This is a genomic window from Cytophagales bacterium (assembly GCA_033344775.1).
In the GTDB taxonomy this organism is placed as follows: domain Bacteria; phylum Bacteroidota; class Bacteroidia; order Cytophagales; family Cyclobacteriaceae; genus JAWPMT01.
In genome coordinates, this window is record JAWPMT010000004.1 from 1,826,890 (window position 1) to 1,842,842 (window position 15,953).

Annotated in this window: 13 protein-coding genes and 1 other RNA gene; 5 read left to right on the forward strand and 9 right to left on the reverse strand. The window is 44.0% G+C overall.

The annotated features are described in order from the left end of the window. Positions 1 to 91: 91 nt before the first annotated feature. The 3 genes from R8G66_16645 to R8G66_16655 all read right to left on the reverse strand — a co-directional run bounded on the left by R8G66_16645 (position 92) and on the right by R8G66_16655 (position 3,951). Positions 92 to 1,996, reverse strand: a complete 1,905-nt coding sequence (locus R8G66_16645) for an ABC-F family ATP-binding cassette domain-containing protein (protein MDW3194005.1) — start codon at positions 1,994 to 1,996, stop codon at positions 92 to 94. A 53-nt stretch (positions 1,997 to 2,049) separates the two neighbouring features. Beyond that, positions 2,050 to 2,412 carry a response regulator gene (locus R8G66_16650; GenBank protein MDW3194006.1) on the reverse strand — a complete coding sequence of 121 codons (363 nt, stop codon included), beginning with the start codon at positions 2,410 to 2,412 and terminating at the stop codon, positions 2,050 to 2,052. A gap of 198 nt (positions 2,413 to 2,610) precedes the next feature. Next, entirely contained in the window at positions 2,611 to 3,951 is a 1,341-nt protein-coding gene (locus R8G66_16655) for an NAD(P)/FAD-dependent oxidoreductase (GenBank protein ID MDW3194007.1), read from the reverse strand. 282 nt (positions 3,952 to 4,233) lie between these two features. Between R8G66_16655 and R8G66_16660 the strand changes: the two genes are divergently transcribed. Both R8G66_16660 and R8G66_16665 read left to right on the forward strand, forming a co-directional pair. After that, positions 4,234 to 5,532 carry an MFS transporter gene (locus R8G66_16660; GenBank protein ID MDW3194008.1) on the forward strand — a complete coding sequence of 433 codons (1,299 nt, stop codon included), beginning with the start codon at positions 4,234 to 4,236 and terminating at the stop codon, positions 5,530 to 5,532. Next, positions 5,507 to 5,968, forward strand: coding sequence for a type I restriction enzyme HsdR N-terminal domain-containing protein (locus R8G66_16665; GenBank protein ID MDW3194009.1), 462 nt, complete (start codon positions 5,507 to 5,509; stop codon positions 5,966 to 5,968). The genes R8G66_16660 and R8G66_16665 overlap by 26 nt, the downstream gene beginning before the upstream one ends. Positions 5,969 to 5,971: 3 nt before the next feature. On the opposite strand, the gene ald is transcribed toward R8G66_16665, so the two are convergent. Further along, positions 5,972 to 7,084, reverse strand: a complete 1,113-nt coding sequence (gene ald, locus R8G66_16670) for an alanine dehydrogenase (protein ID MDW3194010.1) — start codon at positions 7,082 to 7,084, stop codon at positions 5,972 to 5,974. Positions 7,085 to 7,370: 286 nt separating this feature from the next. On the opposite strand from ald, the gene R8G66_16675 reads away from it, so the two are divergent. Further along, on the forward strand, positions 7,371 to 9,785 hold the full coding sequence (locus R8G66_16675) for a transketolase C-terminal domain-containing protein (protein MDW3194011.1): 2,415 nt from the start codon (positions 7,371 to 7,373) through the stop codon (positions 9,783 to 9,785). A gap of 251 nt (positions 9,786 to 10,036) precedes the next feature. Here the strand turns inward: R8G66_16675 and R8G66_16680 are convergent, their stop codons facing one another. Continuing rightward, complete coding sequence (locus R8G66_16680) at positions 10,037 to 10,780, reverse strand: hypothetical protein (GenBank protein ID MDW3194012.1); 744 nt, start codon at positions 10,778 to 10,780, stop codon at positions 10,037 to 10,039. A gap of 100 nt (positions 10,781 to 10,880) precedes the next feature. Beyond that, positions 10,881 to 11,609 carry a hypothetical protein gene (locus tag R8G66_16685; GenBank protein ID MDW3194013.1) on the reverse strand — a complete coding sequence of 243 codons (729 nt, stop codon included), beginning with the start codon at positions 11,607 to 11,609 and terminating at the stop codon, positions 10,881 to 10,883. Between the two features lie 47 nt (positions 11,610 to 11,656). Between R8G66_16685 and R8G66_16690 the strand changes: the two genes are divergently transcribed. Next, a complete protein-coding gene (locus R8G66_16690) occupies positions 11,657 to 12,628 on the forward strand; it encodes an acyl transferase (GenBank protein MDW3194014.1) in 972 nt (323 codons plus the stop codon). Between the two features lie 279 nt (positions 12,629 to 12,907). Here the strand turns inward: R8G66_16690 and R8G66_16695 are convergent, their stop codons facing one another. The 3 genes from R8G66_16695 to R8G66_16705 form a co-directional block, all read right to left on the reverse strand. After that, the gene (locus tag R8G66_16695; GenBank protein ID MDW3194015.1) at positions 12,908 to 14,059 is read right to left on the reverse strand and encodes a sigma-54 dependent transcriptional regulator; all 1,152 of its coding nucleotides are present in this window, start codon (positions 14,057 to 14,059) and stop codon (positions 12,908 to 12,910) included. A 54-nt stretch (positions 14,060 to 14,113) separates the two neighbouring features. Then, an RNA gene (rnpB, locus tag R8G66_16700) (RNase P RNA component class A) lies at positions 14,114 to 14,502 on the reverse strand. Between the two features lie 16 nt (positions 14,503 to 14,518). Then, the gene (locus R8G66_16705) at positions 14,519 to 14,914 is read right to left on the reverse strand and encodes a hypothetical protein (GenBank protein ID MDW3194016.1); all 396 of its coding nucleotides are present in this window, start codon (positions 14,912 to 14,914) and stop codon (positions 14,519 to 14,521) included. 160 nt (positions 14,915 to 15,074) lie between these two features. Between R8G66_16705 and R8G66_16710 the strand changes: the two genes are divergently transcribed. Next, entirely contained in the window at positions 15,075 to 15,824 is a 750-nt protein-coding gene (locus R8G66_16710) for a DUF3667 domain-containing protein (protein ID MDW3194017.1), read from the forward strand. The last annotated feature ends 129 nt before the right edge of the window (positions 15,825 to 15,953 follow it).

Sequence of the window (15,953 nt, forward strand, 5' to 3'; positions counted from 1 at the left end):
ACGTCGTTGGCCTCAAATTGAAGTCTAGATATACATCTTCTTTCGGCCGCCTAGTATATGGCTAACCTGAGACTTTTTCAGCAGCCCTAAATCAGTCCAGCTTCTCCAGAAGCTGTTCCCACCTTTCAGTGACCTCATTTAATGAGGTCTTTTTTTGTTGGTACGACTGGTTCACTTCTGCCAATTTCTCTTCGTTTTCGTACACCTCAGGTTCCGCCAGTTTGGCTTCCAGGTTTGCTACTTCTTCTTCAAGTGTTTCGATCTGCGACTCAATGTCCGTAATTTCTCGCTTTAAGGCCTTTTCTTCCTTATTATCCAGTTTAGGTTTGGTATTCTGCTTCTTTGGTTTCTGCACCTTACTTTCAGCAGCATCTACGTTCTGAACTTTCCCTTGAGTCTTTTCGCGCTGGTCCATCCACCATTCGAACTCTTCATAAGTACCTGGGTATTCCTTGATTTGCTGGCCCTCGATCCACCATATCTTGGTCGCAACTTTGGAAATGAAATCCCGGTCGTGAGAAACCAAAAGAAACGTTCCTTCAAATTGCTGCAAGGCCTGCACCAAAATACTCACAGAAAGCATGTCCAGGTGGTTAGTGGGCTCATCTAGCATCAGGAAATTCGATTCGGAGATCAGCGTCTTTGCCAGTGCGACACGAGACTTTTCTCCTCCGGAAAGGACTTTGATCTTTTTGAACACATCATCGTCGGTGAATAAGAAACATCCCAGGACACCACGTAATTCCTGTTCGGTCTTACCGGTTCCTTGTTGCTTCAACTCCTCAATGATCTCACTTTCTATGTCCAGCGCTTCCAGTTGATGCTGCGCATAAAAGGAAGTCATTACATTATGGCCTAGTTCTACTTTGCCCTGATGTGGTTCATTGCCACCTACAATTCGAAGGACCGTGGATTTACCTTTTCCATTTGCGCCAATTAGCGCAATCTTATCTCCTCGCTCAATATGAGCCACTGTTCCATCCAGGATCTCAAGATCCCCATAAGCTTTAGAAATATTCTCCAAACGCACCACGTGCCGGCCCGATTTGGTTTTGAAATTGAATTTAAAATTGACTTGCGCTGTATCATCCACTACCGCCTCAATCCGTTCCATCTTTTCCAATTGCTTGGCCTTAGATTGTGCCTGTTTCGCTTTCGTCGCCTTCGCTTTAAAACGTTCTATGAAGCGCTCTGCTTGCTTAATCTTCTGCTGTTGATTTTCAAAAGCATTTTGCTGGATCTCATTGCGCAGTTCCTTTTCCTCCTCATAGAAATCGTAATTCCCAGCATAGAGATGCAAATCTGCCTGATAGACTTCTACAATCTTGTCGATAGAGGCATTGAGAAAACGACGGTCGTGAGAGACAATGATCACGGCTCCCTCATAGCTCTGCAAATAGCCCTCGAGCCACTTGATAGAAGGCAGGTCAAGGTGGTTGGTAGGCTCATCGAGCATTAATAAGGAAGGCTGCTCCAAGAGTAGTTTAGCCAGCATCACACGCATCCTCCAGCCTCCTGAAAATTCTCTCAAAGGCCGCTTCAAGTCCTCGGTCTTGAAACCGATCCCTTCCAAAATCTCCTCTGCCCTCGATTGAATGGTGTAGCCTTCGACCGCTTCAAAACGCTCCTGAAGCTTCGCCAGCTTATTGACCAGCTCGTCCCGATAGTTTGTCTCCATTTCGTGGAGCACCTTATCGATCTGATGTTGCAAGTCATGTGCTTCCTGAAAGGCCAACATTGCCACTTCCAATATAGGCTCATCCGATTGATAACTCAACAAGTCCTGATTCAGAAAACCAATGGTCGTCCCTTTACTCATGGAAATGTCTCCTCCGGCCGGCTCTATGTCCCCTGAAATCATCTTCAGCAGGGTAGATTTACCGGTACCATTGAGTCCGATCAGACCTATTTTATCTTTTGGCGTGATGAATAATGATGCTTCATCATACAATATGCGATCTCCCAGAAAATAGGAGAGTTTATTGATGCTTATCATGGGAGGACAAAGTTAGGGTCCGTCAGTCCAAGAAAGAATAGAAAGGTTATGAATTACAGCGAAGCAATGCAGCGTTTAACTGCTACTTCCAGTTGATCTCTGGTGAAAGGCTTCTGAAGGTATTCTGCAATTTCAATGTCGTAATTGGACATAACAGAAGGCGGATGACCTGAACAGACGATGATCTGTGGTCTGTGTTCTACCAACTCCATGAACTCCGGACCTTCCAGGCCAGAGATGTTGATATCCAGAAAAATGACATCCGGTTTCAGCTTCTCGATATCCAAAGCGGCTTTGGTCGTGTCGCCATGGACTGCCAAGACGTCAAGACCGCCGATACGTACGAGATACTGCTGCAGCATTTCAGCAAAGTCTTCGTCATCCTCTACAATGATGCAAGAGTACTTAGTGCTCATTCGCCAAATTGAAGTTGCGTAGGTTTATTAAATATAGCCAGACAAATCTAGAGAATTTTAAGACGGGAGCAATCATCTGCTTCCAATCATCAATTCCCAAGAAATTATCAAGACGAAAAATTAGTCATTTATCTGAAAGAAGATGATTGATTCCGTGAGCTTCCTACATGAATCGGCATTTTTCCCACATGGACATGATCAAGCACGCGCTTTTGGTATCAATTCTTCCTTTTCTGTCGCTGTTCCGGTTTTACCGGGAACAATGATCAGCCGATTACCTCGGTTGTATGAAATATAATTCCAGACCCACCCCATAAATACCAGGAATTTCCTCCTGAAGCCCATGATAGAAATTAAGTGAATAAACATCCATACAAACCATCCGAAAAAGCCACCAAAACTTAAGCCTTTGGCATCCACAACCGCATGGTTTCTACCGATTGTAGCCATAGAACCTTTATCAAAATAACGGAAGGCAGTTCGTTCCCTACCAGCCAGTCTTCGTTTCAGGTTTTTACCCAAATGCTGAGCTTGCTGGATCGCTACCGGAGCCAGCATCGGCAGGCCGTGATCCCAACCTTTGACATATTGAATGGCCACATCACCTATCGCATAAACGTTGTTCGTTCCAGCGACCTCATGGTAATCATTGACTTTTAGTCGGCCACGTTCAAGCGATTCCGCCTCAAAACCTGCCGGCACATTACCTACGACACCTGCAGCCCAGATCAAACAGCGAGAAGGGATTTCAGAACCATCGTTAAGCGTGACATGTCCCTCCTCAAAATCTGTCACTCGTTTCTCCATTAACACTTCAACCCCAAAGGACTCCAGGTAAGTTTTTGCTTTTCGGCTGGCAAAATCAGACATGGTATTCAACACCTGATCACTGCCTTCGACCAGTACGATGCGCATTTGACTGAAATCCAGCTCTGGATAGTCTTTTGGCAAAATATGGTCCCGTAACTCGCCGATGGCTCCTGCCAGTTCCACTCCTGTTGGGCCTCCTCCCACGATCACAATGTTCATGTATTGTTCCAACTCTTGGTCGTTGTTGGCGAAAAGGGCTTTCTCAAAATTGTTGATCAACTGAGTCCTAAGGGCAAGGGCATCCTTTACCTCCCTTAACTTCAGTGCTTGTTCTTCTATTTTGGCATTACCAAAAAAGTTGGTTTTAGAGCCCGTTCCGATCACCAGGTAATCGTATTTCAATGCACCCAGATCCGTCCGCACCACTTGGGCAGCCTGATCTACGGATTCAACTTCCGCCAATCGAAAATGAAAATGATCGTCATCTTGTAAAAATTCGCGCAAAGGACTGGAGATATCTCCAGGTGAAAGTCCTGCCGTAGCCACCTGGTACAACAATGGAATGAAGGTGTGGTAGTTGTTCTTATCCAGCATCACCGTTTCCACGGGACACTTTCGTAATTTTTGTACCAGTTCGATCCCTGCAAAACCACCCCCGATGATCACTACTCTGGGCAGGTCACTTGGAGGAAGACTACCCTCTAAATCTTTAACGATAGATTGACTCATTGTCGTAGTTGATGTTTAGAACTAAAACGAAAAAGAAGCACCGGTAAGTTCTCCTTTTTGCGGAAAAAAGAGAGATTTTACTTTCTACTTTGACAGATTGCCTTATCACCCCTTCTATTCCTTAAAAGGGCAAGGTCGAAAATCAGCGTAAACGCCCTTTAGGGCCGGGGTAAAACTAAAGATTTTCTCAATCTATCAAAGTTGAATTTAATGATCTAGTAATTTGTATCCCCCGCACAAAGATCAATGCCAAATCCCGTCTTAAATTACAGTCCGAAATTTATGAAGCAGCCTAAAAATCTTATCAAGGCCTGGTGCATGTATGACTGGGCTAACTCGGTTTACAACCTGGTCATCAATACCTCAATCTTCCCGATTTACTACACCGCCGTGACTAAAAACATGGGCAATGGCGAAACGGTGCAGTTCTTTGGCTATGAGATCGTCAACTCCGTCCTTTACAGTTACGCTTTGTCATTTTCGTATTTGATCTCAGCAGTAATTCTTCCCTTGCTATCGGGCGTCGCCGATTACACCGGAAAGAAAAAGCTCTTTTTAAAAATATTCACCTATTTGGGTGCCGGTTCCTGCATGGGCATGTTCTTCTTCACCGGAGAAACGCTGGAATGGGGTATTTTCTGCGTTGTATTTGCCAGTGTGGGCTACAGCAGCGGTCTGGTATTCTATGATGCCTTCCTTCCGGAAATTGCATCAGAAAAAGAAACAGACCGGGTCAGTGGTCTTGGATACGCCTATGGCTACTTTGGCAGTGCTCTTATGATGATTGTCAGTCTGATATTAATTCAGATGTACGAAGTATTTGGCTTTACCTCTACGGGATGGGCCACTAGAACAGTCTTTTTACTAGTAGGTGTATGGTGGATCGGCTGGGCACAGATCCCATTCCGCCGATTGCCGGATAATGTGTTTCAGAAAAAGCCTTCGGGAAGCATTCTTTTCAATGGCTACCTGGAAATCAAGAAAGTATTCTTTGCCCTAAAAGGATTGAAGAACATGAAAATGTACCTGATCTCCTTTTTCTTTTTCAATATGGGTGTTCAGACTGTAATGTTGTTGGCAACGCTGTTCGGATCGAAAGAATTGAAAATGGAGTCAGGACAATTGATCCCTGTGCTATTGATCATCCAATTTGTAGGGATAGCAGGTTCCCTGCTATTTGCTCGTCTTAGTGAGCGAAAAGGCAATAAATTCTCTCTCAATACCATGATCATCATTTGGATCGGGGTATGCTTCGGTGCCTATTTCGTAGATCATGTCAATCAATTTTATGTGATTGCCGTATTGGTGGGACTGGTCATGGGTGGTATTCAAGCTTTGTCACGTGCAACCTTCTCTAAACTGATCCCGAAGGATTCGGAAGATCATGCGTCATTTTTCTCATTTTTTGATGTCACCTTCCATGTAAGTGTAGTGTTGGGCACGTTCAGCTATGGATTTATCGAACAGGTGACTGGCTCCATGCGCAACAGCACCCTGGCATTGGCCACTTTTTTCATTTTGGGGATCATTTTCCTCGCTCGTGTCAAAATGAAGCATGTCGCTCCCGTTTCCAAGGCTTAACCTTCCTCCCGCTGAATTAAGGCTGGAACAAAATGGAGATGAATTCTACGTCTTTGACATCATCCGGAAGAAGATGATCTTCCTTACCCCTGAAGAATGGGTAAGACAGCATTTCCTACACCTATTGATCAACCACCTCGGTTATCCAAAATCACTGATCAAAGTTGAATCAGGATTAAAGTACAATCACAGAGAAAAACGCAGTGACTTACTGGTCTATGATCGATCCGCAAAAGTATTCATGCTGATAGAGTGCAAATCCTATAAAATTGAAATGGGCAAAGCCACACTTCATCAGTTGGCTACTTACAATAAAGTATTAGATGCGGACCATGTGGCCATTACTAATGGCTTACGGCATTTTTGCTGGCAAAAAAAAGAGGATCGCAGTACCTACGATCCTCTGGAAGACTTTCCGCCTTTTCCTGGTTCTTAGAGATTAAAGGAATTCTTTCACATCGGTGTATGGCAGATCAAATGCTTCTGCTACTCCTTTGTATACCACTTCCCCGTTGATCACGTTCAGACCAAGCTCTAATTCTTTATTGTCCTGACACGCTTTCTTCCAGCCTTTGTTGGCCAACTGAATTGCATAAGGCAATGTCGCATTGGTTAATGCCAAGGTAGAAGTGTAAGGTACTGCACCCGGCATATTAGCCACACAATAATGCAATACGTCATCAATCACATAGGTAGGATCCTGGTGTGTCGTAGGTTTACACGTCTCAATACATCCACCCTGATCTACAGCAACATCTACCAATACGGTTCCCGGAGCCATTTCTTTTAGCATATCACGGGTGATCAAATGTGGTGCTTTTGCACCTGGGATCAATACCGCTCCCACGATCAGGTCATGAGTTGTGATCAGCTCACGAATGTTGTACTCATTGCTCATGAATGTATTCACATTCGCAGGCATCACATCATCCAGGTACCTCAATCGAGGCAGGCTGATATCCATAATGGTTACATCCGCTCCTAGTCCGGCAGCCATTTTTGCAGCGTTCGTCCCGACGACACCTCCTCCGAGGATCAATACTTTCGCAGGTCTTACACCAGGAACGCCTCCTAAAAGAATACCTCGTCCACCCATTGGTTTTTCCAGGTACTTGGCTCCTTCCTGAATGGACATTCTTCCTGCCACCTCAGACATAGGGACCAATAGCGGCAAAGAGCGATCTGGTTTTTCGACCGTCTCGTATGCCAAACAAACCGAACCACTTTCCATCATGGCCTTCGTCAGTGGCTCATAGGAAGCAAAGTGAAAATAAGTAAATACCAACTGATCTTTCTTGATGAGTTTGTATTCAGGCTCGATAGGCTCTTTTACCTTAATGATCATCTCGGCAATCTCATATACTGCTTCAATGGTGGGCAAAATAGAAGCACCTGCTTCTTTGTAATTTTCATCGGAAAATCCACTGCCATTTCCAGCAGTAGACTGCACGTGAACCGTATGACCATGCTTGGTCAGTTCTTTTGCTCCAGCAGGGGTAAGCGCCACACGATTCTCGTTGTTTTTGATTTCTTTAGGGACTCCAATAACCATTATAAAAACGTTTATTCCGGGTTAAAATGTGCGCAAAGATCGCCGCCTTATTTGAGATTCCATCCAACTTTGATTCAATAAATCTCGTTATTTTATTACTTCCAAAGGAACGAAAAGCAACATTCGGTAATTCAGTATAAAATTCTTAAAATGATGAATTTGCAAAATTTAATTTGATTAATTTTCTTCATTTTATCTCGAATTTTCAACTTATTCCGCATACTCTCTTGATAAGCTCATCGTTTTTAGATAAATTTGTTACCTCTGAAAGATAAAATCCTGGTTCATGATCGATAGCAAAACCACCTCAAAATCGACCAAAATCACCCTCTCCAAGGATGAAATCCTTAATGATTATGCACTCGCTGTAGAGAGCAGACAAGCGAGTTTGATCGGCCGAAAAGAGGTCTTCATGGGAAAAGCCAAATTTGGCATTTTCGGTGATGGTAAAGAATTGCCCCAGTTGGCAATGGCCCGTTTCTTTCGAAATGGCGATTTTCGATCAGGATATTATAGAGATCAGACTTTCATGATGGCCATTGGCCAATTGACGGTCCAGCAATTCTTTGCTCAACTTTACGCACATACGGATGTAAAGGAAGAGCCAGCTTCTGCCGGCCGATTGATGAACGGGCACTTCGCCACACGTTCACTTAATAATAAAGGCGAGTGGAAAACACTCACCGACATGAAGAACAGTAGTGCAGACATTTCCTGCACGGCTGGCCAAATGCCCCGACTGCTTGGGCTGGCATACGCCTCCAAACTCTACCGGGAGAATCCTGATCTTCAGGAATACAAAGACTTTTCAATCAATGGCAACGAGATAGCTTACGGAACTATCGGGAACGCCTCTACTTCTGAAGGACACTTCCTGGAAACACTCAATGCAGCCGGTGTATTACAAGTTCCCATGGTGATCTCTGTCTGGGATGATGGTTACGGCATTTCTGTTCCCCAGAAGTATCACACCATCAAAGAGAGCATTTCAGCTGCATTGGCTGGATATCAAAAAGAGGAAGGAACAAATGGCTTTGAGATTTTGGTGGCACGAGGCTGGAATTACCAGGAGTTACTCAATGCCTATGCGCAGGCCGAAGAAATCGCCCGAAAATCCCATGTTCCATGTCTGGTACACATCACCGAGCTGACCCAACCACAAGGTCATTCTACTTCAGGATCGCACGAGCGGTATAAGTCGAAAGATCGTCTCGCCTGGGAAGAAGAGTACGATTGCCTCATCCAGATGAAAAAATGGATCCTGGACGAGCAAGTGGTTGATGCGGACACTTTGGCTCAGATTGAAAAAGACGCCAAGCAAAAAGCCAAAAAAGAAAAAGATGCTGCCTGGAAGGCTTTCCGCGCTGACTTGCAGCAAGAGTTGGAAGAAGCTACACAGCTTTTGCAAGCAGCTATCGACGCTGCAGCTGAGCCTGCTAAACTCAATGAGATCGCCAACTCATTAAAAGAAACCCTCAATCCGATCAAGTCCGACGTGCTTCGTGCGGTTCGAAAAAGCCTGCGATATCTCAAAGACGAAGAAACAGAAGCTAAAAGAGCCTTACAAGCGTGGTTGCAGGAAACGCGTAAAACCAGATTTGACGAGTACAGCTCACATATGTACAGTGAGTCCCCTGAAGCGGCAATAAAAATCGGAGAAGTCAGACCTGAATACAAAGAAGACAGCCGTATGGTTGATGGACGTGAAGTACTTCAAGCCTGCTTCGACCATCACCTTTCAACCAATCCGCTGGTATTTGCCATCGGAGAAGATGTAGGAAAGATCGGCGATGTGAATCAGGGATTTGCCGGTCTACAAGACAAACACGGTGAACTTAAAGTAACCGACACAGGAATTAGAGAGACTTCCATCATTGGCCAGGGTATTGGAGCTGCCTTAAGAGGCTTGCGTCCGATCACAGAAATTCAGTACCTGGATTATTTGCTTTATGCCATCCAGACCTTGTCTGATGACCTGGCTACACTACAATACCGAACCAAAGGCGGCCAGAAGGCACCAATGATCATCAGAACACGAGGGCACAGACTGGAAGGTGTCTGGCACTCGGGCTCACCCATGAGCATGATCCTGGGCGCATTGAGAGGAGTGTATGTACTTGTACCTAGAAACATGACTCAAGCTGCAGGATTCTACAACACCATGCTTGAATCTGATGACACTGCCATCATTATTGAGTCACTGAACGGTTATCGACTGAAGGAAAGGATTCCTGAAAACCTGCAAGACGTACGAACTCCTTTGGGAGTCCCTGAGATACTACACACAGGCGAAGATCTTACCATCGTGACTTACGGCTCTACTTGTAGAATTGTCATGGAAGCTGCGAGCCAGTTACGGGAATTCGGCATCAGTGCTGAAGTAATTGACGTTCAGAGCTTATTGCCATTTGACCGTACCGGAACGATTGCCAGCTCTGTACGCAAAACTAATCGGGTCCTATTTGTTGATGAAGATGTTCCCGGTGGCGCAACTGCATTCATGATGCAGCAGGTGCTTGACAGAGATGGCGCGTATCAGTACCTGGATTCTAAACCTCGGGCCTTATCCGGTATGAATCACCGTCCTGCGTATAGTTCAGATGGCGACTACTTCTCAAAACCAAATGCAGAAGACATCTTCGAGGAAGCGTATGCAATGATGGCAGAAGTGGCACCTGAGAAGTATTCGGATTTATATTAAACCTGGCTATATCAGGGATACATTTCAGATTGAATATCTGAAAATATCAGTTTTTGATTGCTATTAAATGTTATCATATCTGATGTAAGTCAGAGTAGGCCCATTTGCCACCAAACTTAGAATTTGATATAGACTCCCTTCGGCAAACCTTGTTCTTTTTCCATTGCTGAAAAAGAACCAAATAACTAAAATGAATCAATGCCACCCCAAAACGGAGATTCCCTTCAAGGTGTCTGATAATCGAATCCTACCTAGTTTGCACTAATCAAATCACCTAGAATGAATTCAGGCGTGACTTCCAGGTTGCTTTGGTTCAGTTTTCGATCAAAAATATAAAACTGAAGCTTTAAGGTATCTGTCGGATTTAACTGAGCAAAGTGCCTCTTGCCCACATCAAAGGAGACTTCTGAAATCAATGGACCCTGTTTCTTTGGTGGTAGCTCGACATCAAATCGACCGTAAATCGGCAATCGTCCTCGCCCTACCGGATTAAGCCCAACCGATGCAAAACCGTATTTACCCTTTTTCAGGATCGACAAATAAAGGTTATAATGAAATGGATTACGATGGATCAACACCGTATCAGATAACACCGTACCATCGGAGGCACTGTCCATTAGCATGTAATCAAAAGCATTATAAATGGGCCTTTCCTTTCCTTCGCTAAAAAAGAATCGCTCGCCGTTAGGCTGTAGCCGGTAAAAAGGCGCATTAACTTCATTGGACTGCTTCACCAATTGATTATCCGCATCCAGAATCAGGTCAAACTCATGGAACGGAACGAAGTTTTGCTCAGGTTTCAACCCCATATCTCCGTCTCCATCCTGTAGATCGAAGGTCAGCCGAACAGCTTCCAGCTTCTTGTTGGATTCCAGAAATTCAAAAGACTTAAAACTAATCGCGGGTTCTGCAGGCAATTCTACTGTCTCTTCACATCCAAGCAAGAACAGCAAACTGAGCAGTCCGACGAACTTATGTTTTAAATCTAATTTCATGTGTGCTTTAAATTAAGAGACAACAGTTGGCGTTTCCAATCATTGCTCCCAATTAATTCCAGTTTCTTTTGAATAATATCTGATTCAGCTGCCTGAGTCACTACCTTGGAAGATCACTCAATACAAAATCGGGTGTCTCATCCACGTTGCTCTTGTTCTGTGCACGATCATAAATAAAGAAGCGCAGCTTAATGGTATCGTTTCTAAAGATGATCGGAAATGCCTGTGATTGCATTGCGTAGTTGATCGTACCTGAAAGTGCCCTTTCTTGCATCAGGTTTTCTCGATCGAAAACAGGAATACGTGAATCAAAATCTTCAAAGAGCTCATCATTGATGAGGGTATATTGCCCACCCACTTTTCTCAGCAGATCTATTCGGATGTTTTTTCCAAATTCATTTTCAGTCACCATGACCGTATCACCAAAAGCTTCTCTAATGAACCAGTCCCTTGTATTGTAAGGAGGTGGATTGTAAGTCTCGCTGAATATTTCGCGTTCTTGTCGATCAAACGGATTTACAGAAAACAGAGGGGGGTTTACCCCTTGGGGATTACCAAAAAACACAAGGCTGTCGTCACTGTCCCTGATTTCATTTAAAGAATGATATGGAGGCAGTACATCATCAGAGTCCAATCCAATGTCACCGTTGCCATCCTGAAATTCAAAACTGAGCTCCAGCGTATCCAACGCACCTTCAACTTGTACGAAGCGAAGGCCTTTGTATTTGATCTCAGGAATGTTTGAAAACTCAGGCGGATCGAAACATCCTGACATGAAAATCAGAAAACCTGCCAGGAAAAATAAGAATAGAACCTTTTTCTTGTTCATATGCTTAAGGACAAAAGTAAATTTACAATCCCTTATGGGAGAAACTCATGTCATTTTCAGATAGTTTCAAAAAAGACATATATCAGATCGAAGAAAGTAGTTTCGAAGCTGCGGCAGTCGCCCTATTTGACTACCAGTGGCATGAAAACGAGCTTTATCAATCGTATTGCAAACATCTGAGCAAAAACCCTACCAACGTCCGCCAACTTACGGATATCCCATTTTTACCGATCTCTTTTTTCAAAAGCCATCAGATTCAATCGGGAAAATGGCGTCCGAAAAAGGTTTTTAAGAGCAGCGGCACCGGAAATGCCACCAGAAGCCAGCACTTGGTCAAGGACCTGGACTTTTATTTAGAAAACACAATCCAGTCCTTCGAATCGATTTACGGGAGTCTAAACAATTACCAAATAAGAGCACTTCTACCATCTTATCAGGAACAAGGCGACTCCTCTTTGATTGCCATGGTGGACCATTTCATGTCCAGAGCACCAGCATCGGCCTATTATCTGAAAAGGGATGAAGAACTGATCGAGGATCTTCAAAGCAACAAAAACCGAGCACTTTTGATTGGAGTTTCTTTTGCCTTGTTGGATCTGGCTGAAAAACACCGTCTGGACCTTACCAATCAGGTCATTATGGAAACGGGCGGCATGAAAGGCCGGCGCAACGAAATGATCCGGGAAGAACTACATCAGGTACTGCAACAAGCCTTTTCAGTTGAAGAGATCCATTCTGAATATGGCATGTGTGAGCTATTCACGCAAGCCTACGCACCCCGAAAGGGCATTTTTCAGTTCCCAAATTGGGCAAAAGTCATGATAAGGGACATCAACGACCCTTTCGTGTATCTGCCCCATGGTCGCACGGGAGGGGTCAATATCATAGACATGGCCAATGTGGATTCCTGCGCCTTCATCGAAACGAAAGATCTGGGTAAACCAGGCGACAAAGGCACTTTTGAAATCCTCGGAAGATTCGATAATTCCGACATTCGCGGCTGTAACTTGCTGATTTAGAGGATAAAATAAATTCCCCCCGTTCAGATAATATTATTCCCGTTTGAGGGTTTTAATAGAGAATTAATTGGATGGTAAGGAACTAGCACCTATTTTTGAAAAAGTTAAGAGGAATATCTCCTATACAATTTTAAGCTACAGACTATGAAATTAAAAGTTATACTCTTTTGCCTGGTAGTATTGGGAATGGCTGCATGTACACAGCGTACTTGCCCTACGTATGCCCAAAACGACACAGTTGAAGTTGAGCAAAAAGAAGCCAACGTTTAAGTTGTTGGCTCAAGCATATTTAACTACATCTGCCGCCGTGATCTGGCTTCCGGCCATGATCACCAGTCGTTCGACTACATTTCTCAATTCGCGGATATTTCCGCTCCATTCCAGCTTTTGAAGTTCGGCCAGGGCTTCTACGTTTATTTCAACCTTATTAGCACCGTATTCCGCAGCAATTTCACCTAGGAAATGCTCGCATAGAAGCGGTATGTCTTCTATTCGGTCTTTCAAAGCGGGCACTTTGATCACAATCACACTCAATCTGTGATACAAGTCTTCACGGAAATTACCCTCCGCAATTTCTTGTTTTAAGTCCTTATTGGTCGCGGCAAGTACACGGACATTTACATTGATCTGCTTATCACCACCCACCCGGGAAATTTTATTCTCCTGTAAGGCACGCAATACCTTAGCTTGAGCTGATTGACTCATGTCCCCAATCTCATCCAGGAATAACGTGCCACCGTTCGCTTGCTCAAACTTTCCGATGCGTTGTTTATGTGCAGAGGTAAAGCTTCCTTTCTCATGACCAAACAATTCACTTTCAATCAATTCCGCAGGAATCGCTGCGCAATTCACCTCCACAAGTTGCCCTGAAGATCGATTGCTTTTTTCATGCAACCATCGGGCCACCAATTCTTTTCCAGTACCATTCCCTCCAGTGATCAGGACGCGTGCCTCTGTTGGAGCCACTTTATCAATGGTATTTTTGATCTCCATGATGCCTTCCGACTCACCGACAATATCAAAAGTCTTTTTGATCTTCTTTCGCAGGGTCTTCGTCTCCTGAACAAGATCAGATTTATCCAACGCATTGCGAATGGCCAGCAATAACCTGTTGAGATCTGGTGGTTTCTGAATGAAATCAAACGCTCCTTTTTTCGTGCATTCTACGGCCGTCTCAATGGTCCCATGTGCTGAGATCATAATAAATGGTGCAGAAACCCCTAAAGCATGGGCACCATCCAGCACTTCTGTCCCATCCTTTTTGGGCATTTTGATGTCGCAAAGCACCACATCATAGGAATTAGCTTTGAGTTTGGCCAGGGCCACCTCTCCATCTTCAGCTTCTTCTACGGTATACTTCTCGTATTCTAGTATTTCTCGAAGGGTGTCGCGAATGCTTTTTTCATCGTCGACGATCAGGATTTTTGACATTCGTAGTGTTTTTTAAAGTACCGGACCAAGGATCGTGCCGGACTTCCGTAAAAATAAGAAAGCAAGCCGATAAGCCGGGTTCTGTCGAGGTTCATCATTTATCTGGCCCTATCGTTACCGACAGGATCTAACGACCTACCCATCCCACCAGAGCGAGCGACCCTGTTTCTCGAAGACAAGTCTTCATGAAGTGCGGGACCTATTTGGTCTTTCAACTCACAAGGTTTACCATGCGCCTCTTCTCACGAAGCGACCGGTGGGCTCTTACCCCACCTTTTCACCCTTACCCCCGACGACAAGTCGTCGGTGGCGGTTCATTTTCTGCGGCACTTTCTCCTCCCACCGAGGCGGGAGACTTCTCATTAAGAAGTGTGATGCTCTATGTTGCCCGGACTTTCCTCCGCCTCAACTCGCATTGAAGCAGCGATGAACTGGCTTGCCTTGCAAAACTAGCAGGAATCAGTGAATGTCCTCACCTGTAATTTCCAACTCCCAATCATCCGCTACCTGAGCCACCTCCATGATCATTTCTTTGATGATCCCTTCATTCAAATTATCCAGATAAAAGGAAGCTTCGGCTTTGAGATAATCGTCTTCGGCAATGAATCGTGTATGAATGAAATTGGCACTTGCCGCTAATATTTCTGAATACTTGATCGGTGAAAAAAGTTTGCATATCCTTGAATCTACCCGGATCATTTGGCGACCGTCCGTATGTTCTTTGATCTCTGCAATCACCGTCTGATTACGACCATTGGCTAATGGAATAATGAAAACAGATTTCATGTCATCGTATTCATCATAGGTACCGTCTACTTCTTTTGCAAAATCGGTACTGAAGGCTTTAAAATCCATTGATTTGTTTTTAGGGTGGTTTAGGTCTTAATCAAGTTAGGGATTAGTATGGGCAATTGCAATTCAAAGGCTTGTTAGTACCGGAATTCATCGCATTCAGAATCATTGAAAGTAAAATTGAGTACCTTTATTATACCTAGCTACTCAAATTGTAAGTCCCTTGAATTGTGATAAATGTGGACATCCGGTAAGCTCTAGATACTGTTCCAATTGTGGTAAGATTACCTGGGTTCAGCGTTTTGATGGTAAGTACTTTCTAAACAAGGTCATCAGTGCGGTTGACCTCAGCAAAGGATTCTTTATTACTTTATTTAGGCTGCTAATTAATCCAGGGATTTGGCTGAGACGTTTCATTATCGGAGAAATAGATGAATTCAGCAACCCTCTTAAAATGTTCCTAATCGTTGGAGCAGTTACGAACTACCTGACTTTTCAATTTAGTATATTCAATGAGACTATCGTAGACTCAGGACTATTTGGCATACCTCTTGTAGACGTTAACGGGTATAATCATTACTCTACACAATACTTTTCGTTTTTCACGCTCACGGCCATTCCCTTATTCTCAGTTGCCAGTTGGCTTTTGTTCCTTAAATCTGGATTCAACTTCTTAGAGAACCTGGTTTTCAACCTTTATGTGGGCATCGGTCAATTTTTAGTCCTACTTATTTTCATTCCTATATTGGCCACAATTCAAGGGGAGACAATCACGATCATCTATGGTATTTTCAATGTTGGCTATAACCTGTGGGCACTGATCTACTTCTTCCAAGCTTTTTCCATACGCGGCATACTGTTAGCTTTTTTCGCCATCGCTCTTCCACAAATAATTGCCTACTTCATGAATTACCTATTGTACAGGATCATGCCACAGGGCTTTTGGTCCTATCTGGATAATATATTGGGTTAATGGAATTCTGAAAGAAAAAACCATGTTTTCATTATCCCATTATCGTTCCATGCCTTTTGTATCTGATTAGATAACAAAAAACATGGCCTCAACCAAGGACAGAACCCATTGACGGTCTTCTAACCCAGA

Coding starts and splice junctions, on each gene's coding strand:
- R8G66_16645 (MDW3194005.1), bottom strand. CDS start 1,996: ATGATAAGCATCAATAAACTCTCCTATTTTCTGGGAGATCGCATATTG.
- R8G66_16650 (MDW3194006.1), bottom strand. CDS start 2,412: ATGAGCACTAAGTACTCTTGCATCATTGTAGAGGATGACGAAGACTTT.
- R8G66_16655 (MDW3194007.1), bottom strand. CDS start 3,951: ATGAGTCAATCTATCGTTAAAGATTTAGAGGGTAGTCTTCCTCCAAGT.
- R8G66_16660 (MDW3194008.1), top strand. CDS start 4,234: ATGAAGCAGCCTAAAAATCTTATCAAGGCCTGGTGCATGTATGACTGG.
- R8G66_16665 (MDW3194009.1), top strand. CDS start 5,507: ATGTCGCTCCCGTTTCCAAGGCTTAACCTTCCTCCCGCTGAATTAAGG.
- ald (MDW3194010.1), bottom strand. CDS start 7,084: ATGGTTATTGGAGTCCCTAAAGAAATCAAAAACAACGAGAATCGTGTG.
- R8G66_16675 (MDW3194011.1), top strand. CDS start 7,371: ATGATCGATAGCAAAACCACCTCAAAATCGACCAAAATCACCCTCTCC.
- R8G66_16680 (MDW3194012.1), bottom strand. CDS start 10,780: ATGAAATTAGATTTAAAACATAAGTTCGTCGGACTGCTCAGTTTGCTG.
- R8G66_16685 (MDW3194013.1), bottom strand. CDS start 11,609: ATGAACAAGAAAAAGGTTCTATTCTTATTTTTCCTGGCAGGTTTTCTG.
- R8G66_16690 (MDW3194014.1), top strand. CDS start 11,657: ATGTCATTTTCAGATAGTTTCAAAAAAGACATATATCAGATCGAAGAA.
- R8G66_16695 (MDW3194015.1), bottom strand. CDS start 14,059: ATGTCAAAAATCCTGATCGTCGACGATGAAAAAAGCATTCGCGACACC.
- R8G66_16705 (MDW3194016.1), bottom strand. CDS start 14,914: ATGGATTTTAAAGCCTTCAGTACCGATTTTGCAAAAGAAGTAGACGGT.